Below are 26,372 nucleotides of genomic sequence, written 5' to 3'. Positions count from 1 at the left end.
ATCCTCGTCGAGACCGAGCCGGGATTGTTCACCCAGCCGCGCCCATAGCCCGAACGGCGAGCCTCCGACCAGCCGACCTATCCCAATCCCATCGACAAAAGGGGCATCAGCTCGCGGAACGCACTCTCAGAGGGCGTCTCACAATCTGGTAGGACGATGCGTCCACATTCATCCCCCAGCCGTGCCGTCCGATATGGCCGCGTTCATGGGGTTTGAGGTACCGCTCGGACGGGTGCCGCCAATCGTTTTGTGACGGACCGATGCCAGATGCCCATCTCATCTCAGGATGGTGCGGGCTCGCCCGTTTCCACGATGCTTGCCTCCTGGGCGAGATCGGCTACCACTGGTGCGTGACCTCGCGCCGCCCCTACCCCAGCGACCTGTCCGATGCCCGCTGGGCGCTCATCGCACCCACCCTGACCGCCTGGCGAGACGAGCGCCTGGCCGCCCGAGCGGCGGCCGGCGTCCACGTCTCCGACCCGACCACCAGCCTGCGCGACATCTTCAACGCCATCTTGTACGTCAATCGCACGGGCATCGCCTGGAAATATCTGCCCCATGACTTCCCGCCCCACACCACGGTCTACCGGTACTTCTCCCTCTGGGCCAAGGAGGGCATTCTGGACCGGCTGGGCATCGAGCTGACCCGGCTGGTCCGCGTCACCGAGGGCCGTGATCCCGAGCCCAGCGCCTGCGTCATCGACAGCCAGAGCACGAAAACCTCCACCAACGTCCCTGTGTCCCGTCAAGGAACCGACGCCGCAAAGAAGATCGTCGGGACCAAACGGGGCATCATGACCGACACGCTGGGGCTACTCCTGGCCATCACCGTCGTCGCCGCCGGCACGACCGACAACGCCATCGGCAAGGCCCTGCTCACCCAGGCCCACGCCAGCCATCCAACGATCAGCAAAGCCTGGGTCGACTCCGGGTTCAAGAATGCCGCCGTCGAGCACGGCGCCCGGTTGGGCATCGATGTCGAAGTCGTCCCCAGACGCTCCGACAAGCCCGGATTCCACGTGGTCAAACGCCGCTGGGTAGTAGAGCGAACCTTCGGCTGGTTGATGCTCCATCGCCGACTTGCCCGAGATTACGAGACCCGCGACGACCACGCCGCCGCCATGATCCGCATCGCCTCGATCGACAACCTCGCCCGCCGCGCAACTGGCGAAACAACCCCAACCTGGCGAGACGCATAACCGACGATCAACCACGAACTTCACTCATGGGACGCCCTCTCAGGACCCACGCACCAGGAGTGTCGGAACAGGCCGGACTCACGAGGATGTCACTGTCCAGCCCCGCAGGAGCGGGCTACGCTATCAACTACCTCAGCGCCGGTATCAACTGGCTATCAAGTGCAGTTGCGCGCTATCAGGTAGACCGCTCCCAGACAACATGTCTGGACTCGCCCTACTTGATATCGGTACCCGTCGCTGACCTGCGCACTATCAATTAGGCGGACATCGAGCCAGTGCTGCCGAACGACATTCGACTGGTAGCGCGACCCGAACTGAGTGTGGGGCTAACCCGGTAGGAAGGACCGAACCCGGCGACGACACTGAGGAATCGTGACGTTCCTGCTGCTTTGGCTCCGGCACGAGTTCCGGGTGCGGTGGCGCGGGCTGGCCGTGCTCGCCCTGCTGGTGGCGTTCTCGACGGCGACGGTCCTAGCGGCCCTGGCCGCGGCCCGGCGCGGCGAGAGCGCGCTCGACCGGCTGCGCGCCGTCACCCTGCCCGCCGACGTGAAGGTCCTGAACCAGGATCCGGAGTTCGACTGGGACCTGGTCCGCCGCCTGCCCGGCGTCGCCGCCGTCGCGCCGCTGCTCACCTCCGCCCTGTACGTCGAAGGGGTGGAACTCGGCTGGACCTCCTCCGCGCCCGCCGGAGCGGGGATCTGGCAGGGCATCGAACAGCCGATCCTGCTCGACGGCCGGCTTCCCGACCCGGCGCGGGCCGACGAGGTGGCGGCTCTGCCGCGTTTCATGGAACGGTACGGCAAGCATGTCGGCGACACGATCACCATCATCCTCAACCGCCCGCAGGACGTGGACCTCCTCCTGGAAGCCGGGGAGACCGGCAGCGCCCGCATCCGGGCCCGCGGCCCGCGGGTGAGCGCCCGGATCGTCGGCGTGATCCGCTCGCCGTTGTTCGCCGATCCCAGTGACGGCGAGGCGGTCATCATTCCGTCACCGGGGCTGTTCACCCGGTACCGGGCCAACTTAACGGGCACGCGGAACCTCTCGTTCTCCTCCGGGCTGGTCCGCCTAGAGGACGGCGCGGCCGGCGTCGCCGACTTCCGCCGTCGCCTCGCCGAGGCGACGGGACCGCCAGACATCAAGATCGACGACCTTTCCGTCCGGCACGATGAGAGCAACCGGCTGCTGGCATACGAGGCCGCCGTCCTGCGGGTGTTCGCGCTGGCCGCGCTGGCCGCCGCGATCGTCATGATCGCCCAGTTCACGGCCCGACTGACCGAACTCTCCCGGGCCGAGCTGCGGGCCCTGCGGGCCGCCGGGTTGGGCCCGCGCCGGACGGCCGCCGCCGCCGCGGCAGGTCCGGCGGCGGCCGTCCCGGGCGCCCTGCTCGGCACAGCGACGGCGGCCGTGGCCTCGGCGTGGCTGCCGATCGGCGCCGCCGCGGCTTTCGAGGCCCATCCGGGCCTGGACGTCGACTGGCTCGTGCTGGCCCCCGCTCTCCTGATCGTCCCCCCCCGTGATCGCCGCTGGCTCCGTCTTGTACGCGCTGCGCGCGACGGCTCACCGGCCGACTAGGAGATCGGCGGTGGCGGAGGCCGCGGCGCGGCTGAACTGGCCGGTGGCGATCGTGGCCGGCCTGCGGTTCGCGCTGGAACGCTGGAGCCGGCGCGGTCCCGGGCAGGCGACGCCGGTGCGGTCGGCGCTGATCGGCTCGATCATCGGAGTGCTCGGCGTCATGGCGGCGATCACCTTCGCCGCCGGAGTCGCCGACGCGGCCCGCAACCCCATCAGGTACGGACAGAACCACCAGCTCATCGCATTCCTCGGCGTCAACGGCGCCGAAGCCGCGTCGGCGGAGATCCTGCCCGTCCTGGCCCGGGACCCGGACGTGACCGGCGCCGAAGCCAGGAAGATGTCCGTGGCGGCGGTCGGCGAGGTAACCTTCGGCGTCTTCAGCGTGGCGGGGAGCGTGCCCATCGCTCTGGTGACGGGGCGCCCGCCCGCGAACTCGGGCGAGATCCTGCTGGCGGCGGGAACCGCCGGGCGGCTGGGCGTGGTGGAAGGCGACCGGATCCAGGTGACCGGTTCGCGCGGTGGCCGGGACTTCGAGGTGTCCGGCATCGGATTCGTCACCGAAGGCCCGGCGAACGGCTACGCCGACGGCGCGCTGACGACTCCGGACGGCTACGCCGCCCTCTTCTCCTCCTTCGACATCGACATGGGGATCATCGCGCTGCGCCCCGGAGCGGATCCCTTCTCCGTCCTTACCCGGCTGAAGGCCGCGCTCCACGAGGTGCCGGGAGGCGAGCGGGTCGGCTTGCTGCCCGCGCTGATCCCCGTCCAACTGGCCCAGATCCAGGGCGGGCGGGGCCTGCCGATCGCGCTGGGCGCCTTTCTGGGCGTGCTCGCGATGGCGGCCGTTGCGCACGCGGTGACCGCCACCATCCGCCGTCGCCGGCACGAGATCGCGGTCATGCGCGCCCTCGGCCTGACCCCGGCGCAGTCGCGGGCCGCCGTGGTCACCCAGGCGCTCACCATCGCGGCGATCGCCGCCGGCGTCGGCGTGCCGTTGGGTCTCGCGCTGGGCCGCTCCCTCTGGCGGGTGGTCGCGGAGAACACCCCGCTCAGCTACGTCGCGCCGGCACCGCTCTGGGCGATGGTGTCGATCGGCCCGGCCGTCCTGGCGGCGGCCCTCGTCCTGGCCGCGCTCCCGGCCCGCTCAGCCGGGCGGTTCCGGCTGGCCGGGGTGCTCCGCGCCGAGTGAGCGCAGGACCACCAGGGCCACGTCGTCCTCGTGGTCGGGGCGGGGTCGGCGCCGTCGTGGCGGAGCCGGGTGGCGTAGGTGTGCCGCAGGGCGTGCGGGCGCAAGCCATCTAATCGGCCGCAGCAACGGGTGGCCAGGACAACGTCGGTGAGCACGCCGCGTTTGCCGATCCCCAGCCCGTCCCACGGGCGGCCGCGGCCTCGTCCAGGCGGGGTGTGGCCTCCAGGAGCTGAGCGCGGGCCACCAGCCAGGCCGATACCCACACTGTCCAGCGCCGAAGAAGCGGTCTACGCTATCAACTACCTCGGCCCTGCTCTCAAGTGACTATCAGATGCAGTAGCCCGCTATCAGGTAGGCAGCCTCCAGACAACTGTCTGGCGCCGCGCTATTTGATAACGGCACCCTCGCTGACCTGGGCGCTATCAATTAGGCTGCCATCGAATCAGCGCGACCGAACGACATTCAAGGTGATAGTACGATCCGAACCCGGTTCGGGCACCTCCTGTCGCGGCTCCTTCAGATGCCGCTGCTTCCATCCGGCGCGATGCCTTACTGGTAGGCGGCGACGGCGGCGAGGTAGAGGGCTAGGCTGGTGGCGGCCGCGCCTGCGCCGGTGAGGATCGCCTGGGCAGTGCTCGCTCCGGCGGCGTGGGCGATCAGCCCGGCGGTGATCGCGATGTTGAGCGCGACAGACAGGGCCAGCAGCAGAAGCAGGATCTTGGTCAGCGTCATTTCGGTCATCTCGGGGCTCCCCGGTGAGGTCGCGGTGAAGGGCCCGTGGGGCTGGAAGGGCCGGTGGATGAGGCCGAGGCTGGCCGTCCAGGCGGCCGTCCCGCAGGAGTGCGATCCCAGATCGGACACACCGGGGTTGCCGGTGCAGGCGGGCGGCCTAGGGTGCGAGTCAGGCAGAGGTTGTGTCCAGGCCGGGTGTCTCGGGGGCAGGCGGGACACTCACCCCTGCGCGATCCCTGGCGGATGATCGGGAATGGTGGCGGTGATGGCGAGCTCTGCGGGCGGGGCGAGGGAAGCCGACTTCGCCGCGCTGATCGCCGAGCTGGCCGGCTTCCGCACCACCCGACTGGGCGGGCATCCGTCCGACCGCGCTCTGGCCAAGATTGCCCAGGTCAGCCCGACCACGATCGGGGAATGGCTGCGCGGGGACCGGTTCCCGCAGCGGATCGATCCGGTCCTTTCAGTTCTGAACGCGATACGCGTGCAGGCCGAACGTGCCGGGCCACTGCACGGTGGCGAGGCCGCGCTGCTGGAGGCCGGGCGATGGCGTGCCGCCTATCTGGCTGAGGCCAGCCGTCGGACGGAGGGAACACGCGCCGCAGTGCAGGCCGAGCAGGGCCGAGCGGCACTGGAGCGGTTACGACCGGGCCGACCGCTGCAGGAGGTGAGCGACCCGTTCGCCCTGGAAGTCCACCGCGCCATCGACTCCCCCACCCCCCGGCCTGCCGGCCCTGCCCGGCTACGTGGAGCGCAAGCATGATTGGGCGCTGGGCGAGGTGGTGGCGGCCGCAGCGGGCGGGACCAGCCAGATCGCGGTGCTGGTGGGCGGGTCTTCCACTGGCAAGACGCGGGCCTGCTGGGAGTCGCTCCACCGGCTACGCGTCCAGCCCAAGAGGTGGCGGTTGTGGCATCCCATCGATCCGACCCGCGCTGACGCCGCACTGGCCGATCTGGCCAACATCGGGCCGTACACGGTGGTGTGGCTGAACGAGGCCCAGTTCTACCTCGCCGACTCGCAGCTGGGGGAACGGGTCGCGGCCGGACTGCGGGGGCTGCTGCGCGACCCGGGCCGGGCGCCCGTGCTGGTGCTGGCCACCCTGTGGCCCAAGTATTGGGACATCCTGACCGCCCGCCCCGGCCCGGATGCGCCCGATCCGCACGCCCAAGCCCGGGAACTGCTGGACGGGCACAAGATCAGCGTGACTGACCGCTTCACCAGCCCCGACCTGCACGCCCTGGCCGGTCACGCTGACGGCGATCCCCGGCTGCGGGAGGCCGCCGCGCACGCCACCGATGGTCGGATCGCCCAGTACCTGGCCGGGGTGCCGGTGCTGATGGACCGCTTCGAGCAGGCCCCGCCCGCCACCCGGGCGTTGATCCACGCCGCGATGGACGCCCGCCGGCTCGGCTGCGGGCCGCGCCTGCCGCTGGCTCTGCTGGCCGGCGCAGCCCCCGGCTACCTGACCGACGCTGAATGGGACCAGACGGGTGAGGACTGGCTGGAGCGGGCGCTGGAATATGTGATCGCCCCCTGCAACGGCATCCCCGGCATCCTGACCCCCGTCAAACCCGGCACGCCCCACAACCAGCGCACCCACGGCGCCGCAGCAACCACCACAGCAGCCTCCGCGGATTCCCGGGCCCGGGCGGCGGGACCGCAGTACCGGCTGGCCGACTTCCTCGACCAGCACGGCCGGCACTACCGCGACGAGCAGATCCCGCCCATCGACTTCTGGACCTCCGCCGCCGCCTACGTCCACCCCGGCGACCTGACCGCGCTCGGGAATGCCGCCTGGGATCGCGGTTTGTACCGGGACGCCGCCCAGTTCCATAAGAACGCGATTACCCGCGGCGACCCCACCGCCTTCCATGCCCTCTTTGACCACTTGCACAGCCTGCACCCCAGCGATTCCGGCCCTGCCAGCTGGATCGCCGCCCACCTCCCTCTGGTGGACCCGTACCCCGTGACCAAGCTGGTGGAAGCGCTGTGCGAGGCAGGGGAGCACGACCAGCTCACCGTCTTACTCGCCCGCGACCCCGCCGCCCACATCACTGTGAACAACCCGTTCGACGTGGCCAGGCTGGTGCGGGCACTACGCGAGGCGGGGGCCCACGACCAGCTCATCGCGCTGGCCAAACGTGCCGCCACCCACATCCCTCTGGACAGCCCGGTCGCCGTGGCCACATTACTGAGGGCGCTTCGGGATGCCGGGGCTGACGATCAGGTCGCCGCACTAGCCGCGCGCGCCGCGGCCCACATCCCCCTGCACGACCCGGATGCCGTGGCCCACCTGGTGGAGGTACTGCGGAAGTCAGGCGCCGGCGACCAGCTCGCCGCGCTGCTGGCCCGCGACCTCGCCGCCCATGTCCCTCTCGGCGACCCGCGCGCCGTCGCCAGGCTGGTGGAGGAGCTGCAAGACGTGGGAGCCCGCGACCAGGTCGCCGCGCTGGCCGCGCGCGCCGCTACCCACACCCCTCTGGACAACCCGAACGACGTGGCAAGGCTGGTGGGGGAGCTGCAGAAAGCGGGGGCCCGCGACCAGCTCACCGCACTAGCCGCGCGCGCCGCCACCCACATCCCCTTAGACAACCCAATCAGCGTAGCCCGGCTGATGAAGGACCTGCGGAGAGCGGGCTCGCTCGGCCAGCACACTGTGCTGGCCGAGCGAGCCGCCATCGATACTCCCCTGGACAACCCGGCCGCCGTAGCTTCGCTGGTGACGGAGCTGTGGGAGGCGGGGGCGCACGGCCAGCTCACCGCGCTGGCAGACCGCGTCGCCGCCTGCACCCCTCTGGACAATGTGTCCGCCGTGGCCCATCTGGTGGCTGTGCTGCGGGAGGCGGGGGCGCACGGTCAGCACATTGCGCTGGCGGAGCGAGCCGCCACCCATATCCCCCTGGATAACCCGTTCGACGTGGCCTGGCTCATGGAAGGGCTGTGGGAGGCGGGCGCCCGCGACCAGCACAATGCGCTGGCCGAACGAGCCGCCGGCCACGTCCCTCTGGACAGCCCGCGCGCCGTGGCCAGGCTGGTGGGGGTGCTGCGGGTGGCGGGCGTGCAGGACCAGCTCACCGTCTTGCTGGCCCGCGACCCCGCACTCCACATCGCCCTGGACGACCCGTCCGATGTGGCCTGGCTGATGAAGGAGCTGCGGGTAGTAAAAGCGCAGGACCAGAGCAATGCGCTGGCCGAGCGAGCCGCCGGCCACATCCCTCTGGACAGCCCGCGCGCCGTGGCCAGGCTGATGGAGGAGCTGCGGGAGGCGGAAATGCAGGACCAGCTCACCGTCTTGCTGGCCCGCGACCCTGCCGCCCACATCGCCCTGGACGACCCGTCTGGTGTGGCTTGGCTGGTGGCGGAGTTGTGGGACGCGGGAGCCCACGACCAGGCCGCCGCGCTGGCCGAGCGTGCCGCCGGCCACCTCCCTCTGCACAACAACCTGGGCGCCCGGCACGACCTGCTGCGCGCCGCGGCCTGGTTGGTGGAGCTGCTGCGGGAGGCGGGGGCGCACGAGCAGGCCGCCGCGCTGGCCGGACGGCTATCCGCCGCAGGGGAATTCGATACGTTCCTCACAATTGGTGATCAACGGGAGCGGTTCAAGTTCGGGCGAGAACCCAACGGGGGCGCCGCCGCGCCCTGGTCGTGGGCGGACCTGGAGTGATCCGTCGGGCGACCCTTCGACGACTTGTGTCGTCCGACGCTGAAGCCGCAGCTCTTGGTCAGCGGTCGCGAAACGCAGTCAACGGCGCGGTGAATTCGTCTCCCGACGGGCGGACGAAGCGGGCGTGATGCCGACCAAGATTTCGTTGACATGGGCGGGGTCGGCACCGTCGTGGCGGACCGGGGCGCATACATCTGTCATAGGGAATGTGCTCGTGCAGGCCGCCAGTGCGCCCGCGCTGCCGGATCGCCTGGCCGAGCAGGTCGTATCCCCGCAGCCGGGTAAGGTCGCGGGGTGACGACGAGCGCCGGTCCCGAGGCTGACCGTTCGCCGGAACAGCGGCGGTGGAGGTGGGAGCATCCGGTCGGCCGCGCTGGCTGCTCCTTGGCGACGTCGGCTTCGAGGGCTTCTACGAGGACGACATCCCGCTGGCGCTGTGCGCGGAGATCGAAGGACTGTTCGTTGACCTGTCGCCCCGCCCGCGGGAGCGGTTCACGCTCGTCGGCTGCACCCCGGACGGCGCGCTAGCCGACCTGCTCGACCGGCTGCCCGCCGAGGCACTCGGCACCGAACGAGCCTGGCTGGGCGACATCTCGATAACGGGGCCTCCGCCGCCGCCAGGCACGCCGCCGTCCTGGTGGGGCGAGGGCCTCGGCGACCTGGTCGTCCTCGCGCAACGGCCAAACCTTACGATGCCCGAAACGGTGGACATCGATCTCGACGGGTTCGTCCACATCTACGACCGCACGGACGCTGTGGCACGTCCTGGCGACGTCACCGAATTCGTTCTCCAGGGCCGGGACGAGACACCCTACGGCACTTGCGGGGACGTCACCGGCGTGTTCCGTGCGCAAGCCGCACCGCCGGTGCCGCAGGTCCGGCTGCTCGGCTGCCGACCGGAAACCCATTTGCTGACCGCGCTCGACGCGGTCGGACGGTCGACAGACCAAGGCTAGCCTGCGTCGCCGCCGGATCCGCGCCGAGGTGTACCTGGTCGCCGTCGATGGTTCGGCCGGCCGGGTGATCGACGCCGTGGTGTCTGGAACGGTTGAGGCAGGCGAGCCGTCCCGGCTCGGCACCGGTCGAGCTCGACGAGACCGCGCCCTCGACCACTGACCAGGACGCCTTCCGGCTGGTGATCAGCCGGGGAGGTAAGTCCAGGTTGCCCCCGGCTCCGGTTGCGGTTCGATGAGGGTCGGTGGCAGCAGCGGGTGGCGTCTGGCGCACCTCGGCCTGCCGGGTCGGCGGGCGGCCGGGGAGCGTATCCGGCGGTATTGGTCATGCGTCTCACCGAACCAGGTTCGGATCGCACATCACCTTGAATGCCGTTCGGCCGCACTATCAATTAGGCCGACATCGAATCAGCACGGCCGAACGCCGAACGATATTCAAATGGCAGACGGCCAACTGCCGGAGGTGCTCCCCGCCACCCGCCGACTCGGCAGGCCGAGATACGCCTGTCCCCGGGGGTGGGTTGCGGTTGGATGTCATCCCGGGCCCGGGGTGAGTTGCTCTGGACAATGCGGATTTCCTAGGGTTACAGCAAGTCGTCCCAGGTCCACGGCGCGGAAGGGCTGCCGTCGGGTTCCCGCCCGAACTTGAACCGCTCCCGGTGGTCGCCTATGTCGAGGAACGTACGGAATAGCCCTGCGGCAGGTAGCCGTCGGGCCAGTACGTTGAGCTGGTCGTGCGCGCCCGCCATCCGCAGCGCCTCCATCAGCTCGGCCACGAGGTACGGGTCTTCCAGGGCGATGTCGGCGGGGTCGCTGGCCAGCAGCGCGGTGAGCCGGTTGTGGGCGCCCACCTTCAGTGGCGTCACCAGCGCGGCCACGACGTACGCGTCGTCCAGGGCGATGTGGGCCGGGTCACGGGCCAGCAGCGCAATGAGCTGGTCGCGCGTACCCGCCCTCCGCAGCAGCTCCACCAGCTCGGCCACAGCGAACGGGTCGTTCACGTACATGTGGGTGGAGACTCGCTCGGCCAGCGCAGTGAGCTGGTCGCGCGTACCCGCCCTCCGCAGCGCCTCCACCAGCTCGGCCACGGCGATCGGGTTGTCCAGGGAGATGCGGGTGGCGGGGTCGCGGGCCAGCAGCGCGGTGAGCTGGTCGTGCGCCCCCGCCCTCCGCAGTGCTTTCACCAGATTGGCCACGGCGTATGGGTCATCCAGGGGGAGGTTGGCGGCGGCCCAGCTGGCGGGGCCATGGTCGCCGGGGTGCAGGCCGTGAAATCGGAAGACGAGGACGAAGGCGGCGTCGAGATCGCCGTGTGCGGTGGCGTGTTTGCCCAGTTGGGCGGAGTCGCGGTACAGGCCGCGGTTCCAGGCGGCGTGCCCGAGTGCCGTCAGGTCGGCGGGGTGGGCGTGAGTGGCGGCGGAGGCCCAGAAGTCGATCGGGGGGATCTGGTCGACGCGGTGGCGGCAGCCGTGCTGGTCGAGGTAGTCGGCCAGCCGATACAGCGCCCCCGGCCCTGGGCTCGACCGCGGCCGTGCGGCGGCATGGTGGGCCACTGGGCGAGTGCGCTGGTTGCGCGGGGTGCCGGACTTGACCGGGACCAGGATGCCGGGAATGCCGTTACAAGGCTGGATGACGTAGTCCAGGGCGTGTTGCAGCCAGTCCTCGCCGGTCTGCTGCCACTGGGCGTCGGTGAGGTAGCTGGGGGCAGCGCCAGCCAGTAGCGCCAGCGGTAGGTGCGGCCCGGCGCCGAGGCGGCGGGCGTCCATGGCTGCGTGGATCAGCGCGGTGGTGGCGGACCGGGCCTGGATATAGCGGGCCAGCAGGACCGGCACCCCAGCCAGGTACTGGGCGATCTGACCATCCGCGGCGTGTTCAGCGGCCTCCCCCAGGCGGGGATCCGCGCTGGCGTGGCCAGCCAGCGCGTCCAGGTCGGCACCGGTGAACGCGTCCGGCACGCGAATGTCGTGTCCGTCCAGCAGTTCCCGGGCCTGGGCGTGCAGGTCCGGGTCGGTGCGGGTGGTCAAGGTGGTCCAGCGCTCCGGCCACAGGGTGGCAAGCACCAGCACCGGGGCTCTGTGCGGGTCGCGCAGCAACTCGCGCAGCCCGGCGGCCACGCGCTCACCCAGAGCGATATCGGCCAGGTAGAACTGGGCCTCATTCAGCCACACCACCGTGTACGGCCCGATGTTGGCCAGATCGGCCAGTGCGGCGTCAGCGCGGGTCGGGCCGATGGGGTGCCACAGCCGCCAACTCCGCTCCTGCGGCTGGTCGCCGACCAGCCGCAACGGATTCAGGGCTTCCCAGCAGGCGCGGGTCTTGCCGGTCGACGAGCCGCCCACCAGCACCGCGATCCGGCTGGCCCCAGCCGCGGCATCCGCCACCACCTCCCCCAGGAGACGGTCGTGCTCGCGCTCCACATAGACCGGCAGCACCGGCAGGCCCGAAGAGGCGGAGGCGATGGCGCGGTGAACCTCCAGATCGAACGGATCGCACACGAGCTCCATTGGCCGACCGGGCCGATTGTCCAGTTCAGGCAAGGCGGGCCGGTCGGCGCGGGCTCGGGCATAGGCCTGCTTCCAGGCGTCCAGGTGGGCGTCGGGGATATCGCACGCGGTCAGCACCGCCTGCAGGGTGTCCCAGCGGGGGAAGGCCTTCCCGTTGACCATGTCGTGCAGGGTGGCGTTACCGACGCCAGCGGCGGTGGCCAGGTCCAAATAGGAACGGCCGTCGGCGTGGAACAGGCGCTCCAACGCTGCCCGTAGATCGGCGCGGGTCCGAATCGGCTCGGGGTCGACCACCACCACCCCCGGCACGTCTGCACCTCGAACTGTGGGATGCACGCGTTCGCCGGTATTCGGTTACTGTTCGGAGCCTAACCCCGACCACCATCCCTGACCGGCCGGTTCGCCCGACTTCGCCGGGCCGGATGCACCGAACGCACCATGCAGCCGAACGTTGAGGGTATGACCACCACGATCCTGGCCGCCATCGGCGCCCTCACCCTCATCCTGCACACCGCTGCCCGCCTCCCCCACGCCCTGGCCGACCTGCTGCGCGCCTTCCTCCCCGTCATCAATGCGCTCGATGAACTCCGCGCAGCGCTCGCCCGCGGCCGCCGACGAAGGCCTTCGTGACCCAGCCTCCGACGCTGGTCAGGACAGGTCAGGCTCACGTGGGCGTCACTGTCCAGCCCTGCAGGAGCGGGTTACGCTATCAACTAGAACCCCCGTACTGTCATTTCACTATCAACTACGGGGGCGCACTATCAACTTGAGGCGCGCCAGACACACAGACAGACAACCGCCTCCAACAGCGGCCAAGAGGTCAACTACTTCGCTACCCCGGACCTCGGCGACAACTAGGCGATCAGGACACGTTGTGAAGGGCTGGCGGACCGCATCTCGGAGGTTGCTGCCGCCAATACCTCGAGTTTGGCGGGCGCGTTTTGACGCAACCAGCTCGCCGCGTTCGCACCCCTAAGGCACGCGGCACTCGCACCTGCATCAGAATCATGCGCAGTCAAATCGCAGTTAACTGAGATGTCGCCGCCTGCCCTTTGCGATAGCGCAATCGGGATCACAGCAGTTCGCAGGACTTCTCGCACGATCGAATGCGCAGCATGGATTGACGACCACGAGGCTCGCAACTCGCAACGTCCATCAGGAGGCGATCGGCGAAGAGCGGGCACGAGCCCGAGCCGACGATAGAAGATCGCTCAAGTACGGGTGGAAGGCGTTCCCTGTGTTCTGGTCGAGGTTGAGCGGAAGGTCCACGCTTGCGATCAACTCTGTCTTGGCGACCCAGGGTTCCGGATGGGCCAGCCAGCACACCCGGGCGTTATCAGCCATCCAGTCCGAAAGCTCCCGCTCGCCGGTTTGACCGAAGGTCAGGCGCCTCCCGCTTCCGACGCGGCGCAGTTCGAGGCCAAGCAGGCAGCCCAGCGTGAGCCTCAGCGTGCAGCCTTCGGCGTCGCCCCGGAAGTGGTAACGGACACGACTGCGCAAATTCTGCCTGCTGGTCCGCGTCGCCAACCGGCGCGGCGCGATGCCGGCGTACAACAACCGTCCTGCAGGCAACCGGGGATCAAGCGCCAGGTCGAAGTACCAGCCGTAGACGCCCGCGACAGGTGGGACAGGGCTCGGCCGGGCCAGAGCACCTCCACCGCCCGCCACAGTCGGCTCGGCACCAGCAGCTCAGCCGCGTCCATCGCCCCTCCAGCCATAGGTATGGGTGCCTGTGCTCCCGTTTGCTCCCGCCCTGACGCGCTCCCGGCGGGAGCAAACGACGTTCCCGAACCGCTCCGAACGGGCGTCAACCTGCCCCTACATTCCGCCCCGACCTGCGGCTTCTGGAGAAACTGCAGGTCAAACCATGATCGGAACTACACTGACACGGAAGAGGTCACTGGCCCGAGCCCAGTACCGTCCACCCGAGAAATCCCAGGTCAACGAGACTAGGGATTTGTGTCTCCCAGATCGCCGGTCAGGAAATCTGCCATGCGCTGCTCCGCCATGATCGAGACCGCTACCCGAATCGGTAGTAGTCACCGGTGGTGGTCGTGGGAGCAGTGCAGAACCATGGGAAGACCTGGCTCGTCCGCGGGTTAGAGGCTGATCATCCGTACGGTGCGCGGGCGGATATGTTTCTTGCGGAGTCGGCTGGCCAGCGCCGGGTCTGGGATGCTGCCGCTGGCACGCACGTTCGGGCACGGTCAGGCCGCTGTACCCGGCGACCAGGATCGCGTCTGAATCCGCCCGCCACAAGCCGCAAAGTAAACCGCCGATATTAGGCACAGGCGGCGGCTCTACGGCGCGGCCATGACGGGGCAGCATGATCGAATAGCCGGCCGGGGGTCAGCACCAAGTCAGCACCGGGCCCGTAATCGACGGGGATAAACGGGAAATAACCGGCATTTGGCCTCGTGATCACGATCACGTCGGCGATCTTTCCGGTGATCACAGGCCCGGAGGAAAGATCGGATAGCAGCCCGCTGACCAGCGGAAACACCGAACTACAGATCCTTGGTGAGCGCACGACTGATCACCAGGCGCTGGATCTGGTTGGTGCCCTCCACGATCTGGAGGACCTTGGCCTCGCGCATATAGCGTTCGGCCGGGAAGTCCTCGACATAGCCATAACCGCCGAGGACCTGGACCGCGTCGGTGGTGACCTTCATGCACATGTCGGTGGCGAAAAGTTTGGCCATCGCGGCCTTTGTCCCGTACGGACGGCCGGCGTCGCGGAGGCGGGCGGCGTCCAGGTAGAGGGCGCGGGCGGCGGCGATCTGGGTGGCCATGTCGGCGAGCAGGAAGCCGATGCCCTGGAAGTCGGCGATTCGGGATCCGAACTGGCGGCGTTCCTTGGCATACGACGTTGCGGTCTCGAAGGCGGCCTGGGCGAGGCCGACGGCGCAGGCGGCGATGCCGAGGCGGCCGCCGTCGAGGGCGGCCATGGCGATGCGGAAGCCCTGGCCGGGGTCGCCGATGAGGGCGTCGGCGGGGAGCCGGACGTCATCGAAGCGGACTTGGGCGGTTGGGGAGGAGCGCATGCCCATCTTGCGTTCCGGGGCGCCGAAGAACAGGCCGGCGGTGGTGGCGGGGACGTGGAAGCAGGAGATGCCGTCCTCGGTCTTGGCCATGACGGTGTAGAAGTCGGCGACGCCGCCGTGGGTGGTCCAGGCTTTCACCCCGTCGACGGAGTAGCCGCCGTCGACGGGCGCGGCCCGGGTGGTCAGCGCGGCCGCGTCGGAACCGGATTGCGGCTCCGACAGGCAGTACGCGCCCAGGACCTCGCCGCCGAGGAGTTCGGGCAGGTGTTCGGCGCGCTGGGCGGCCGACCCGAACGCCGAGAGCGGGAAACACGACAGCGTGTGCACCGACACGCCCAGCCCGACCGCCAGCCAGGCCCCGGCGAGCTCCTCGACGACCTGCAGATACACCTCGTACGGCTGCCCGCCCCCGCCGTGCTCCTCCGCATAGGGCAGCCCGAGCAGCCCGGAGGCCCCCAGCAGCCGGAACAGCTCGCGCGGGAACCGGCCGGCCGCCTCGTCCCCGGCGGCCCGGGGGGCGACCTCCTTGGCGGCCAGTTCCCGCACCAGGTCGAAGAGGTCGTGGCCTTCGGCCGTCGGCGAGACCCTGTCCACGTTCATCGCGACGCTCCTACACGACCACGAGATCCCGCGTGGTCAGGTTGAGGCGTTCGCCGCCGCTCTCCACGCACACCACGATGTCCTCGATCCGCGCGCCGTGCTCGCCGGGCAGGTAGATGCCGGGCTCGATGGAGAACGCGAAACCGGGCTCCATCGCCCGCGTGTTGCCCGACACGATGTAGGGCTCCTCGTGGGATTCCAGGCCGATGCCGTGCCCGGTCCTGTGGATGAAGTAGGAGCCGTATCCGGCCTCCTCGATCACCTGGCGGGCCACCGCGTCCACGGCCTCGCAGGTCACCCCGGGCCGGACGAAGTCGCAGGCGGCCTCCTGCGCCCGGCGGAGCACCTCAAAATAAGCCGCGTAGGCGGAACCGGGCTCGCCCACCGAGTAGTTCCGCGTCGAATCCGAGCAGTAGCCGCTCGGCATGGTCCCGCCGATGTCCACCACCACCTGGTCGCCCTGCTGGATGACCCGGTCGGAGAGGTCGTGATGCGGTGACGCGCCGTTCGGCCCGGACGCCACGATGACGAAGTCGATGACCGCGTGACCGGCGGTCATGATCGCGTCGGCGATGTCGCGGCCGACCTCGCGCTCGGTGCGCCCGGCCCGCAGGAACCCGGGCACCTGCTCGTGCACGGCGTCGATCGCCGCCCCGGCCTCGCGCAGGGCCGCGGCCTCGGCGGGCGACTTGCGCATCCGCAGCTCAGCCAGGGCGCGCCCGGCGAGATGCTGCTCGACTCCGGGCAGCGCGTCGCGGAACCGGAGCGACTGCATCGCCCACATCCGGTCCGACAACCCCACCGACCCGACGTCGCCGAGGCGTTTGGCCACCACCGCATAGGGATCGTCGGTCTCGTCCCACGGGACGAACTCCAGCCCGATCCGCCCGGCGGGCGACGCCTGCGCGGCCGGCAGTTCCAGCCGGGGCACCATCATGAACGCCTCCCCGGCGGCGGGCACCACCAGACAGGTCAGGCGTTCCAGGGCATGCGCGTGGTAACCGCTCACATAGCGCAGATCCGGGCCAGGGGTCAGCAGCAGCGCGCCGAGGCCGGCCGCGGCGGTGGCCGCCCGGACCTCGTCGATTCTGGTCACCGGATACAGCTCAGAGGACTCCGTTGTCACAAGTCCCCATCTAAGCAGAGCCCGCCGACAGTCTCCGACCCGCCGCTCAGCCCAAATACTTCGCATCACCGGGAAATCACTGCTACGCTCCGCGCAAGGCCGATCACGGCCAGTTCTCGATTGTCCAGATAGATGCTGTTTTGAGAGTGAGCCCCACCATGGTCGGCGTCGTGGGCGGCGAATCGCTGCCCCTCCACCCCGCGGACGACCGCATCCCCTCGATGAAGGCTCCCCTGACCGCCGCGGAGATGGTGCAGGATCTGCGCGCGCGCCTCGACCGGCAGGAGGAGTGGCTGGCCGAGGAACGCGGCGTCGGCGCCGCTTTGCGCGCGGCCATTCTGCCGGAACCGGGCGCGAACATGGACCTGCCCACCGCCCGCATCGCCGTCCGCTACGTGCCGGCGGTCCAGCCGCGCGGCGACGGCGCCGCGCCGCCCTATGCCACGCTGGGCGGCGACTGGTATGAGGCGACCACCCTCCCCGACGGCCGGGTCCTGCTCGCCGTCGGGGACGTCTCCGGGCACGGGATGGCCGCCATCGCCCAGATGGCGCAGCTGCGGCACGCGCTGGTCGGCCTGGCGATGACCGGCCGCCCGCCCAACCGGCTGCTGGCGTGGCTGAACGCGCTGGTGCTCAACCGGCTCGACGACACCATCGCCACCGTCATCGTGGGCCTGCTCGACCCCGCGACCGGGCTGCTCACCTGGGCGCAGGCCGGGCATCTCGCACCGATCATGATCAGGGACGGGCGGGCCCGCCAGCTCCGCGCCCCGCGCGGCCTGGTGCTGGGCGCCTCGCCCGACCCGCCGTTCACCGTCTCGAAGGTACGGCTACGCCCCGGCGATCTGCTGCTCATGTTCACCGACGGGCTGGTGGAACGGCGTGACCGCGACATCGACGAAGGGCTGGAGCTGATCATGAGCGCGGCCGAGAAGATCGGCCACCACGATCTCGACGCGGGCCTCGGGTTCCTGATCGACGCGGCGGGCGGGCCCAGCCCGGAGGACGATACGTGTCTCCTCGCGATGGGGTTACGAACTGTTGTGGAAGGTCTGGGGAGTGGCGGTGATCGTGGTCGAATACCGGGATCGGCTGGCCCGGTTCGGGGTCAAGTACCTTGAAGCCGCACTCGCGGCGCAGTGCCGCCGGATCGTCGTGGCCGATCCCGGCGAGACCACCGATGACCTGGTCCGCGACATGATCGAAGTGCTTACCTCGATGTGCGCCGGTCTGTACGGGCGACGCGGCGGACGGAACCGCGCGCTGCGCGCGGTCACCGCGACCAAGGGGGACACGGCGTGAAGACCACGCGGGCCTATCGGTTCGCGCTGGACCCGGCCCCAGCCCAGGAGGAGGCGCTATGCTCGCACGCCGGGGCAGCCCGTTTCGCGTTCAACTGGGGCCTGGCCCTGGTGAAGGCAAACCTGGATCAGCGGGAGGCGGAGAAATCCTACGGCGTGCCCGCTGAGTTGCTGACCCCGAGCGTGCCGTGGAACCTGTACGGCTTGCGCCGCGCCTGGAACCAGGTCAAGGGTCAGGTCGCGCCGTGGTGGGCCGAATGCTCCAAGGAGGCCTACTCCACCGGACTCGCGAACCTGACCGCCGCCCTGGCGAACTGGGACGCCTCGCGTAAAGGCATCCGCAAGGGCAAGAAGATGGGCTTCCCCAAGTTCAAGAAACGGCACAAGGCCCGGCTCGCGGTGCGCTTCACCACCGGGGTGATCCGCCTGGAACCGGATCGCCGCCACGTGACGTTACCCCGGTTGGGGACGATCCGCACGCACGAGAGCACGCGTAAGCTGGCCCGCCACCTCGAACGCGGCACGGCCCGGATCCTCGCGGCGACCGTCGCGGAGGAGTCGGGCCGCTGGCATGTGGCATTCACCGTCGAACTCGACCGAGCCGAACGTGATCACGCCGAACGTGTTCCGGCCCAGGCCGACGCCGTGGTCGGCGTGGACCTGGGCGTGAAATCCCTGGCGGTCCTGTCCACGGGTGAGGTCATCGCCAACCCGAAACACCACCAGGCCGCGCTGCGCGAACTCCGCCGTGCCAATCGGCGGCTGGCCCGCCGTAATGGCCCACGCACCCCCGCCGGCGGTCGCCGCCAGCCGTCGCGCAGGTGGCGGAAGGCCAAGTCCGACCTGAGGCGCGTCCATGCCAAGATCGCCGCGCGGCGGCGGGACGGCCTGCACAAGCTCACCACCACCCTGGCCCGGACCTACGGGACGGTCGTGGCCGAGGACCTCAACGTGGCCGGGATGGTCGGCAACCGAAGGCTAGCTCGCGCCATCTGCGATGCCGGGATGGGCGAAGTCCGCCGTCAACTGTCCTACAAGACCGGCTGGAACGGCGGGCGGCTGCTGGTGTGCTCTCGCTGGTTCCCCTCTTCCAAAACCTGTTCGGGGTGCGGCGCGGTGAAAGCCAAGCTGCCGTTGCGCGTCCGGACCTACGCCTGTGAGGCGTGCGGCCTGGTCATCGACCGGGACCACAACGCCGCGCTCAATTTGGCCGCCCTCGCGGCCGATCTTGACGTCGCCCAGAGTTGCGGGGAGACGGGAAACGCCCGTGGAGCCGATGTAAGACCGGGCATGGCCCGGCGGTCGGTGGTGAAGCGGGAACCCCGGCGACGGGGAACGCCGGACCGCAAGGTCACGGCTGCCTGAGGCCGAGTGCATGTTCGCTCACATCTCAGGTAACGGTGCTGGGACGATAGACGGGTGCTGATGCTTCTCGACACCCCGTCGCTGTACTTCCGGGCCTTCTACGGCATCCCGGAATCGATGACCGCGCCGGACGGCATGCCCGTCAACGCCGTACGCGGACTGATCGACATGATCGCCACGCTGGTCCGGTCGCACTCCCCTACCCAGCTGGTGGCCTGCATGGACGCCGACTGGCGGCCCGCGTTCCGGGTGGCCGCGATCCCGTCGTACAAATCGCATCGGGTGGCGTACGGGAACCAGGAGGAGATCCCGGACACACTCGCGCCGCAGGTGCCGGTGATCGAGGAGGTGCTGGCCGCGCTGGGCATCGCCAGCTTCGGCGTCGCCGGGTACGAGGCGGACGACGTCATCGGCACCCTGGCGGTCCGGCACCAGGGCGCGGTCGAGATCGTCACCGGCGACCGGGACCTGTTCCAGCTGGTGGACGACGCGAAACCGTGCCACGTCCTTTACACTGTAAGGGGGATTCGTAATCTTCAGACGGTGGACGAGGCGTTCGTCACGGCGAAGTACGGCATTCCCGGCCGCGCGTACGCCGATTTCGCGACGCTGCGCGGTGACCCGAGCGACGGCCTGCCGGGCGTGCCGGGCATCGGCGAGAAGACCGCCGCCGCGCTGATCACCCGGTTCGGCTCGCTCGACGCCCTGCTGGCGGCCACCGGCGACGACGGCTTCCCCGCCGGCGCGCGCAACAAGCTGGCCGCCGCCCGCGACTACCTGGCGGTCGCGCCCGCGGTCGTCCAGGTCGCCCACGACGCCCCGATCCCGGACGTGGACCTGCGCGTCCCGGCCGAACCCAAGGACCCCGCCCGCTTGGTCGAACTCGCCGACCGCTACGGCCTGGACAGCCCGCTCAACCGCCTGCTGCCCGTGCTGGCCCGAGCGCAGGCCGGGTAAACACGCGGAGCCCAAGAAAACACGGATGCCCCGGACCGGAAACTCGCACGGCTGGAATCCAGGCACCAGCCCGGCGCGGGTAAAGGGGGCACGCCCGAAGCCCGGCTCCGACCATCCCCGGCGAGGCAACACGCCCGCCCGGGGTCCGCGCTCCGCTACGTTGATGGGCGTGCCGCACAGAACGATCCGGGTCCCGGACGCGCAGAAACCACGGCTCGTCGATGGATTCGAGCGGATCCGCGATGAATTCGACCTCCCCGCCGCGTTCCCCGCGCCGGTCCGGGCCGAGGCCGAGCAGGTGGCCTCCCGCCCCCCGGCCGGCGAGGACCGCACCGACCTGCCGTTCCTGACCATCGACCCGCCCGGCTCGATGGACCTGGACCAAGCCCTCTGCCTGGAGGAACGCCCCAGAGGCGGCTACCGCGTCTGGTACGCGATCGCCGACGTCGGCTCCTTCGTCCGCCCGGGCGGCGCGATCGACCTGGAGGCCAGGACCCGCGGCGAGACCGTCTACCTGCCGGACGGCCGGATCCCGCTGCATCCGGCCGTGCTGTCGGAGGGCGCGGCCAGCCTGCTGCCCGGCGAGGTCCGCCCGGCCGCGCTCTGGTGCCTGGACCTGGACGCCGAGGGCCGCACCGTCGGTGTGGACGTGCGGCGGGCGCTGGTCCGCAGCCGGGAGCGGCTCGACTACGACTACGTGCAGACCGTGGTCGACACCGGACGGGCCGACGGCACGCTGCGCCTGCTCGCCGAGATCGGCCCGCTCCGGCTGGCGCTCGAACGGGCCAGGGGCGGGGTGAGCCTGCCCACGCCGGACCAGGAAGTGGTGCAGGAGAGCGGCGGCTACCGGCTGGAGTTCCGGACGCCGCTGCCGTGCGAGGCGTGGAACGCGCAGATCTCGCTGCTCACCGGCATGGCGGCGGCGCAGCTGATGCTGGACGCCGAGATCGGCCTGCTCCGGGTGCTGCCCCCGGCCGACCCGCGCGACCTGGCCAAGATCCGCCGGGTGGCGCTCGCGCTGGGCGTCTCCTGGCCGGAGGGCGCGACCTACGGCGAGGTCGTGCACGGCCTCGATCCGAAGATTCCCGGACATGCGGCCTTCCTGCACGAATCCACGGTGCTGCTGCGCGGCGCGGCGTATGTCTCCTTCAACGGGGAGCCGCCCCGGCTGGCCGAACACGCCGCCATCGCGGGTCCGTACGCGCACGTGACGGCGCCGCTGCGCCGCCTGGTGGACCGTTACGCGACCGAGGTGTGCCTGGCCGTCGCGGCCGGGGAACCCGTGCCGGAACGGGTCGAGGAGGCCCTGGTGGTGCTGCCCGAGCAGATGCGGGCGGCCGGGCGCAGGACCGGCGGGGCCGACCGGGCCTGCGTGGACCTGGTCGAGGCGTTCGTGCTGCACGAGCGGGTCGGCGAGGAGTTCGACGCGGTCGTGGTCGACGTCGCCGAGGACAAGCCGGGCGGCCACGTCCAGGTCACCGACCCGGCCGTGATCGCCCGCTGCGACGGCGACGGGCTCCCCCTCGGCGAGCGCATCCGGGTCCGGCTGGTGCGCGCGGACCCGAACAAGCGCGAGGTCCGGTTCAGCAGGATCAGCTGACCGAGGAGTAGGCCACCACGCCCCGCCGCAGCGCGTCGACCGCCTTGCCCGCGTTGTCGCGCACCTTGCTGCCCTTCGGCGCCGCGTCCCGCAGCTGCCCGAGCAGGTCGAGCAGCTGCTTGACCCAGCGCACGAAGTCGCCGGCCGCCAGGTCGCCGTCGGTGAGGACCGCGTCCAGGGTGTGCCCCTTCGCCCACCGGAACGCCGCCCAGGCGAACCCGAAGTCGGGCTCGCGGATGAACGACAGGCCGTGGTCCTCCTCGATGCCCTCCAGCTCCCCCCACAGCCGCAGCATCGCGGCCAGCGCCTCCTTGGCGCCCCCGGCCGGGATCTTCGGGCTGCGCGTGTCGTCGGACTGGCGGGACTCGAACACCAGCGAGGACACGCAGGCCGCCAGCTCGGCCGGATCCAGCTTCTCCCAGATCCCGGCCCGCAGGCACTCGGCCGTGAGCAGGTCGAGCTCGGTGTAGAGCTGGGCGAGCCGCCGCCCCTGGTCGGTGACGGTCTCGCCGTCCAGGTAGCCGAGCTGGTCCAGCACCCCGCAGACCCGGTCGAAGGTCCGGGCGATCACGTGCGACCGCCCTTCCACCCGGCGGCGCAGCGCCTCGGTCTCCCGCTGGAGCTTGTAGTACCGCTCCGCCCAGCGCGCGTGGTCCTCCCGCTCGTCGCACCCGTGGCAGGGATGCTGGCGCAGCTCCCGGCGCAGCCGGTTGATCTCCTCGTCCTCGGTGGCGTGGTCGCGCGCCCGGGCAGGCTTGCCCAGATCCCGGTCGCCCAGCTTGGCGTGCATGGTCGAGACCAGGTTGGCCCGCTCCTTCGGGCTGCGCGCGTTGAAGTTCTTCGGGATGCGGATGTGGTCCACCGGCTCCACCGGCACCGGGAAGTCCACCGCCGCCAGCCGCTTGACCTGCCGCCCCACCGTCAGCACCGTCGGCGTGGGCCCCTCCCCGCGCGGCCCGAGCCCCGGATCGAGCACCACCGCGAGCCCGGCCCGCCGCCCCCCGGGGATCCGGATCACATCCCCGGGCTTCAGCTCCTCCAGGCTCTGCACGGCCTGCGCCCGCCGGGCGGCCCCGCGCTGCCGCGCCATCTCGGCCTCGCGGTCCGACAGCCGCCTGCGCATCGCCGCGTACTCGGGAAAATCCCCCAGATGGCAGGTCATCGCCTCCGCGTAGCCCTCCAGGGCCTGCTCCGACTTGCGCAGCTGCCGGGCCAGCCCGACCACCGCCCGGTCAGCTTGGAACTGGGCGAAGGAGTCCTCCAGGAGCGTGCGGGCGCGTTCCCGCCCGACCTGGCCGACGAGATTGACCGCCATGTTGTACGAAGGCCGGAAGCTCGACCGCAGCGGATAGGTCCGGGTGCTGGCCAGACCGGCCACGCTCATCGGATCCAGGCCCGGCTGGTAGACCACCACCGCGTGGCCTTCCACGTCGATGCCGCGCCGCCCGGCCCGCCCGGTCAGCTGCGTATACTCCCCCGGCGTCAGGTCGGCGTGCGTCTCCCCGTTCCACTTGTCGAGTTTCTCGATCACGACTGAGCGGGCGGGCATGTTGATCCCCAGCGCCAGCGTCTCGGTCGCGAACACCGCCTTCACCAGGCCGTTGGTGAACAGCTCCTCGACGACCTCCTTGAAGGCCGGGAGCATGCCCGCGTGGTGGGCGGCCAGGCCGCGCTCCAGGCAGTCCCGCCACTCCAGGTAGCCGAGCACGGCCAGGTCCTCGTCCGGCAGGTGGGCGGTCCGCTCGTCCACCAGCTGGCGGATCTCGTGCCGCTCCTTGTCGCTGGTCAGCCGCAGCCCCGCGGCCAGGCACTGCTGGACGGCGGCGTCGCACCCGGCCCGGGAGAAGATGAACGTGATCGCGGGCAGCAGGCCCTCCGCGTCCAGCCGTTCGATGGTCGTCGCCCGGTCGTGGCCGTTGCGGCGCGGGCGCAGGTAGCCGCGCTTGCCGCGGGTGTTGGCCAGCCGCTGCTCGTCCCGGGACAGGCGCATCAGGCTGGCGTTGATCCTGGTCGCGCCGTCCTCGTTGGCGAACAGGTCGTAGAGGCGGTTGCCGACCAGCATGTGCTGCCAGAGCGGCACCGGGCGGTGCTCGTCCACGATCACCGTGGTGTCGCCGCGCACCTCGCCGAGCCACTCGCCGAACTCCTCGGCGTTGCTCACCGTGGCCGACAGTGCTGCCACCCGCACCGACTCGGGCAGGTGGATGATCACTTCCTCCCAGACCGCGCCGCGGAACCGATCGGCCAGATAGTGCACCTCGTCCATGACCACGTAGCCGAGCCCGGCCAGGGTGCCGGACCCGGCGTAGAGCATGTTGCGCAGCACCTCGGTCGTCATGATCACGATCGGGGCCTCGCCGTTGACGCTGTTGTCGCCGGTGAGCAGGCCGACCTTGGCCGCGCCGTAGCGCCGGACCAGGTCGTTGTACTTCTGATTGGAGAGCGCCTTGATCGGCGTGGTGTAGAAGCACTTGCGGCCCTGCTCCAGGGCCAGGTGCACGGCGAACTCCCCGACCACCGTCTTGCCCGAGCCCGTGGGGGCCGCCACCAGCACTCCATCGCCCGCCTCCAGCGCCTGGCAGGCGTCGACCTGGAACTCGTCGAGGCCGAAGTCATACAGCTCGCGGAACGAGGTGAGCGCCGGGCCGCTCTCGGTCTGCTGCTCTCGGAAGACGGCGTAGCGTTCCGCAGGCGTGCTCATGCCGTCAACCCTACCGATATCCGCGTTACGGCCGTCCCGCGCCCGGCCTCGCGCCTTTACAAAGTAGATTCCCTTTTGTACGGCATGCTCACGGCACCAGCACCCGCAACGCCCCCGGTTCCACGGAGCAGCTGAGCGGCGTGGGGCCGACCCGTTCGCCATCGGCGTACGCGATCGTGTCCGGCGCGTCGAGGGTGACCGTGCGGCCGCGCAGGAGGTGCACCGCCGGGAGGGCGGTATGGGTGCCTTTGTAGACCCTGGGAAAGGCGCGCAGGAACGCGGTCTTCGGCATGGCCGCCAGGATCATCACATCCAGCAGGCCGTCGTCGGGTGCCGCGTCGGGGCACACCCGCATCCCGGCGCCGTACGAGCGCGTGTTGCCCACCGCCACCAGCATGGCCTCCCGTTTGATCACCTGGTCGTCGACCGTGATCGTGAACGGGATCGGGGTGAACGAGCGCAGCTCCTGGACCAGGGCGAGGATGTACTTCGACATGCCGGGCGGCCAGGTCATCCGGTTGGCGCGCTCGTTGACGCGGGAGTCGAAGCCGCACGCGACAACCCCGGCGAACCACCGCGAGCCCGGAGATATCCGGGCCGCGTCGATCACCCGCACGCGTCCACCGAGCACCGCGTCCACGGCCCGCAGCGGGTCACGACGCGGGATGCCGACCGCGTCGGCGATGTCGTTGCCGGTCCCGGCCGGAATGATCCCCAGCGGCACGCCGGTGCCGGCCACCGCCTGGACGGCCAGATGCACCAGCCCGTCCCCGCCGAACGCGACGAGGGCGGCGGGCCCGGCGGCGACAGCCGTACGCGCCCGGGCCATCGCGTCCTCAGCCGAATCTCCGATCAGGACCGAGACCTCCCGGCCACCGGCCCGTAATCGCGCCAGGACCGGGTCGAGCGACCGGATCCCCCGCCCGCCACGCGCGGCCGGGTTCACCACGACGACGAGCTCGCCCGCCACTAATCGTCGGCCGGAACGCTGGGGCCGTCGAGCTCCTCTTCCAGAGCCCGCGCCCGCTGCGCGTCCAGCGCGTCCTGCCTGCGGTCACGGAAGTACATGAACGCCAGCGCCAGGTAGAACAGCGCGATCATCGGCAGGCCCAGGGCCAGCATGGTGAACGGATCCTGGCTCGGGGTGGCGATCGCGGCGAACACGAACATCAGGAACACGACCATGCGCTGATGTTTGGCCACGGCGGAGTAGCGCAGCACGCCGATGATGTTCAGGAAGGCCATCAGCAGCGGCAGCAGGAAGGACACGCCGAAGATGACCAGCATCAGCATCAGGAACGACAGATAGTCGTTGACATCGATCAGCGGGACCGCGTTCTCCGGCACGAACCCCAGCAGCAGCGACAGGCCCTTGTCCATGGTCAGGTACGCCAGCGCGGACCCGGCCAGGAACAGCGGCACGGCGAGGCCGAGGAAGGTGTAGGAGTACTTCTTCTCGTTGCGGTACAGACCCGGGGTCACGAACGCCCAGACCTGATACAGCCAGATCGGCGCGGCCACCACCAGGCCGAACATGAACGCGACCTTGAGGTTGATGAAGATGCCCCCGGTCACGCTGCCGACTACGAGGTTGAGGTTGCAGTCGGTGCTGGTGCTGTTGCCCAGCCGGAGATTCGAAGGCAGCCGGCAGAACGGCCCGGTCATGAAATCCCAGATCGGGTCGAAGAAGATGAACCCGACGATCGTTCCCACCACAATGCCAAGAATGATCTTGACGATGCGGTTGCGCAGCTCACGGATGTGATCCATGAGCGACATGCGGCCGTCGTCGTCACTCGCGGCCGCGGGAGTCGACCGTTTCAGCAGCGCCATTGGACGATTCCTGGGCTAGGGGAAGGAGCGT

20 protein-coding genes and 1 pseudogene are annotated in these 26,372 nt (G+C 70.2%); 12 read left to right on the top strand and 9 right to left on the bottom strand.

What is annotated here, in order from left to right:
• Positions 1-350: 350 nt before the first annotated feature.
• The 3 genes from ABGB08_RS41790 (at position 351) to ABGB08_RS41780 (ending at position 3,963) form a co-directional block, all read left to right on the top strand.
• Positions 351-1,199, top strand: coding sequence for an IS5 family transposase (locus ABGB08_RS41790; RefSeq protein ID WP_347602257.1), 849 nt, complete (start codon positions 351-353; stop codon positions 1,197-1,199).
• Positions 1,200-1,571: 372 nt separating this feature from the next.
• A complete protein-coding gene (locus ABGB08_RS41785) occupies positions 1,572-2,774 on the top strand; it encodes an ABC transporter permease (protein ID WP_347602255.1) in 1,203 nt (400 codons plus the stop codon).
• Positions 2,775-2,784: 10 nt separating this feature from the next.
• Entirely contained in the window at positions 2,785-3,963 is a 1,179-nt protein-coding gene (locus ABGB08_RS41780; RefSeq protein WP_347602253.1) for an FtsX-like permease family protein, read from the top strand.
• A 549-nt stretch (positions 3,964-4,512) separates the two neighbouring features.
• On the opposite strand, the gene ABGB08_RS41775 is transcribed toward ABGB08_RS41780, so the two are convergent.
• Positions 4,513-4,704: a hypothetical protein gene (locus tag ABGB08_RS41775; RefSeq protein WP_347602251.1), complete on the bottom strand. Its 192-nt coding sequence runs from the start codon at positions 4,702-4,704 to the stop codon at positions 4,513-4,515.
• A 256-nt stretch (positions 4,705-4,960) separates the two neighbouring features.
• On the opposite strand from ABGB08_RS41775, the gene ABGB08_RS41770 reads away from it, so the two are divergent.
• The 3 genes from ABGB08_RS41770 (at position 4,961) to ABGB08_RS41760 (ending at position 9,313) form a co-directional block, all read left to right on the top strand.
• A complete protein-coding gene (locus ABGB08_RS41770; protein ID WP_347602249.1) occupies positions 4,961-5,455 on the top strand; it encodes a hypothetical protein in 495 nt (164 codons plus the stop codon).
• The gene (locus tag ABGB08_RS41765; protein ID WP_347602247.1) at positions 5,439-8,357 is read left to right on the top strand and encodes a hypothetical protein; all 2,919 of its coding nucleotides are present in this window, start codon (positions 5,439-5,441) and stop codon (positions 8,355-8,357) included. Before ABGB08_RS41770 ends, ABGB08_RS41765 begins: the two co-directional genes overlap by 17 nt.
• A gap of 350 nt (positions 8,358-8,707) precedes the next feature.
• Positions 8,708-9,313: a hypothetical protein gene (locus ABGB08_RS41760; protein WP_347602245.1), complete on the top strand. Its 606-nt coding sequence runs from the start codon at positions 8,708-8,710 to the stop codon at positions 9,311-9,313.
• Positions 9,314-9,894: 581 nt separating this feature from the next.
• Here ABGB08_RS41760 and ABGB08_RS41755 read toward each other — a convergent pair.
• On the bottom strand, positions 9,895-12,123 hold the full coding sequence (locus ABGB08_RS41755) for a helix-turn-helix transcriptional regulator (protein ID WP_347602243.1): 2,229 nt from the start codon (positions 12,121-12,123) through the stop codon (positions 9,895-9,897).
• 150 nt (positions 12,124-12,273) lie between these two features.
• On the opposite strand from ABGB08_RS41755, the gene ABGB08_RS41750 reads away from it, so the two are divergent.
• The gene (locus ABGB08_RS41750) at positions 12,274-12,444 is read left to right on the top strand and encodes a hypothetical protein (protein WP_347602241.1); all 171 of its coding nucleotides are present in this window, start codon (positions 12,274-12,276) and stop codon (positions 12,442-12,444) included.
• 525 nt (positions 12,445-12,969) lie between these two features.
• On the opposite strand, the gene ABGB08_RS41745 is transcribed toward ABGB08_RS41750, so the two are convergent.
• From ABGB08_RS41745 to ABGB08_RS41730, 4 genes are all read right to left on the bottom strand, one after another.
• Positions 12,970-13,368 (bottom strand): GIY-YIG nuclease family protein, encoded by a 399-nt coding sequence (locus ABGB08_RS41745; protein WP_347602239.1) that lies wholly within the window; start codon positions 13,366-13,368, stop codon positions 12,970-12,972.
• A gap of 727 nt (positions 13,369-14,095) precedes the next feature.
• Positions 14,096-14,317 carry a hypothetical protein gene (locus ABGB08_RS41740; RefSeq protein ID WP_347602237.1) on the bottom strand — a complete coding sequence of 74 codons (222 nt, stop codon included), beginning with the start codon at positions 14,315-14,317 and terminating at the stop codon, positions 14,096-14,098.
• A gap of 4 nt (positions 14,318-14,321) precedes the next feature.
• On the bottom strand, positions 14,322-15,458 hold the full coding sequence (locus tag ABGB08_RS41735) for an acyl-CoA dehydrogenase family protein (RefSeq protein WP_347602235.1): 1,137 nt from the start codon (positions 15,456-15,458) through the stop codon (positions 14,322-14,324).
• A gap of 10 nt (positions 15,459-15,468) precedes the next feature.
• Positions 15,469-16,554 (bottom strand): M24 family metallopeptidase, encoded by a 1,086-nt coding sequence (locus ABGB08_RS41730; RefSeq protein WP_347602233.1) that lies wholly within the window; start codon positions 16,552-16,554, stop codon positions 15,469-15,471.
• A 188-nt stretch (positions 16,555-16,742) separates the two neighbouring features.
• Between ABGB08_RS41730 and ABGB08_RS41725 the strand changes: the two genes are divergently transcribed.
• The 5 genes and pseudogenes from ABGB08_RS41725 (at position 16,743) to ABGB08_RS41705 (ending at position 21,807) form a co-directional block, all read left to right on the top strand.
• Complete coding sequence (locus ABGB08_RS41725) at positions 16,743-17,705, top strand: PP2C family protein-serine/threonine phosphatase (protein ID WP_347602263.1); 963 nt, start codon at positions 16,743-16,745, stop codon at positions 17,703-17,705.
• Positions 17,653-17,886 (top strand): annotated as a pseudogene (locus ABGB08_RS41720) (IS607 family transposase); the annotation flags it as partial. The gene ABGB08_RS41725 and the pseudogene ABGB08_RS41720, both read left to right, overlap by 53 nt.
• The gene (tnpB, locus tag ABGB08_RS41715; RefSeq protein ID WP_347602231.1) at positions 17,883-19,250 is read left to right on the top strand and encodes an IS607 family element RNA-guided endonuclease TnpB; all 1,368 of its coding nucleotides are present in this window, start codon (positions 17,883-17,885) and stop codon (positions 19,248-19,250) included. The pseudogene ABGB08_RS41720 and the gene tnpB, both read left to right, overlap by 4 nt.
• Before the next feature lie 60 nt (positions 19,251-19,310).
• A complete protein-coding gene (locus ABGB08_RS41710) occupies positions 19,311-20,207 on the top strand; it encodes a 5'-3' exonuclease (protein WP_347602261.1) in 897 nt (298 codons plus the stop codon).
• Between the two features lie 163 nt (positions 20,208-20,370).
• The gene (locus tag ABGB08_RS41705; RefSeq protein ID WP_347602229.1) at positions 20,371-21,807 is read left to right on the top strand and encodes an RNB domain-containing ribonuclease; all 1,437 of its coding nucleotides are present in this window, start codon (positions 20,371-20,373) and stop codon (positions 21,805-21,807) included.
• Here the strand turns inward: ABGB08_RS41705 and ABGB08_RS41700 are convergent.
• From ABGB08_RS41700 to tatC, 3 genes are all read right to left on the bottom strand, one after another.
• On the bottom strand, positions 21,800-24,508 hold the full coding sequence (locus ABGB08_RS41700; RefSeq protein ID WP_347602227.1) for a DEAD/DEAH box helicase: 2,709 nt from the start codon (positions 24,506-24,508) through the stop codon (positions 21,800-21,802). The two genes, ABGB08_RS41705 and ABGB08_RS41700, sit on opposite strands and share 8 nt — an antisense overlap.
• An 88-nt stretch (positions 24,509-24,596) precedes the next feature.
• Positions 24,597-25,478: a YegS/Rv2252/BmrU family lipid kinase gene (locus tag ABGB08_RS41695; RefSeq protein ID WP_347602225.1), complete on the bottom strand. Its 882-nt coding sequence runs from the start codon at positions 25,476-25,478 to the stop codon at positions 24,597-24,599.
• On the bottom strand, positions 25,478-26,341 hold the full coding sequence (gene tatC, locus ABGB08_RS41690; RefSeq protein WP_347602223.1) for a twin-arginine translocase subunit TatC: 864 nt from the start codon (positions 26,339-26,341) through the stop codon (positions 25,478-25,480). The genes ABGB08_RS41695 and tatC overlap by 1 nt, the downstream gene beginning before the upstream one ends.
• Between the last annotated feature and the right edge of the window lie 31 nt (positions 26,342-26,372).

The sequence above is a fragment of the Acrocarpospora sp. B8E8 genome (assembly GCF_039871605.1).
In the GTDB taxonomy this organism is placed as follows: Bacteria; Actinomycetota; Actinomycetes; order Streptosporangiales; family Streptosporangiaceae; genus Acrocarpospora; species Acrocarpospora macrocephala.
This window is presented reverse-complemented; position numbering and strand designations above follow the sequence as displayed.

Coding starts and splice junctions, on each gene's coding strand:
- ABGB08_RS41775 (WP_347602251.1), bottom strand. CDS start 4,704: ATGACCGAAATGACGCTGACCAAGATCCTGCTTCTGCTGCTGGCCCTG.
- ABGB08_RS41770 (WP_347602249.1), top strand. CDS start 4,961: ATGGCGAGCTCTGCGGGCGGGGCGAGGGAAGCCGACTTCGCCGCGCTG.
- ABGB08_RS41750 (WP_347602241.1), top strand. CDS start 12,274: ATGACCACCACGATCCTGGCCGCCATCGGCGCCCTCACCCTCATCCTG.
- ABGB08_RS41735 (WP_347602235.1), bottom strand. CDS start 15,458: ATGAACGTGGACAGGGTCTCGCCGACGGCCGAAGGCCACGACCTCTTC.
- ABGB08_RS41725 (WP_347602263.1), top strand. CDS start 16,743: ATGGTCGGCGTCGTGGGCGGCGAATCGCTGCCCCTCCACCCCGCGGAC.
- ABGB08_RS41710 (WP_347602261.1), top strand. CDS start 19,311: ATGCTTCTCGACACCCCGTCGCTGTACTTCCGGGCCTTCTACGGCATC.
- ABGB08_RS41705 (WP_347602229.1), top strand. CDS start 20,371: ATGGGCGTGCCGCACAGAACGATCCGGGTCCCGGACGCGCAGAAACCA.
- ABGB08_RS41700 (WP_347602227.1), bottom strand. CDS start 24,508: ATGAGCACGCCTGCGGAACGCTACGCCGTCTTCCGAGAGCAGCAGACC.
- tatC (WP_347602223.1), bottom strand. CDS start 26,341: ATGGCGCTGCTGAAACGGTCGACTCCCGCGGCCGCGAGTGACGACGAC.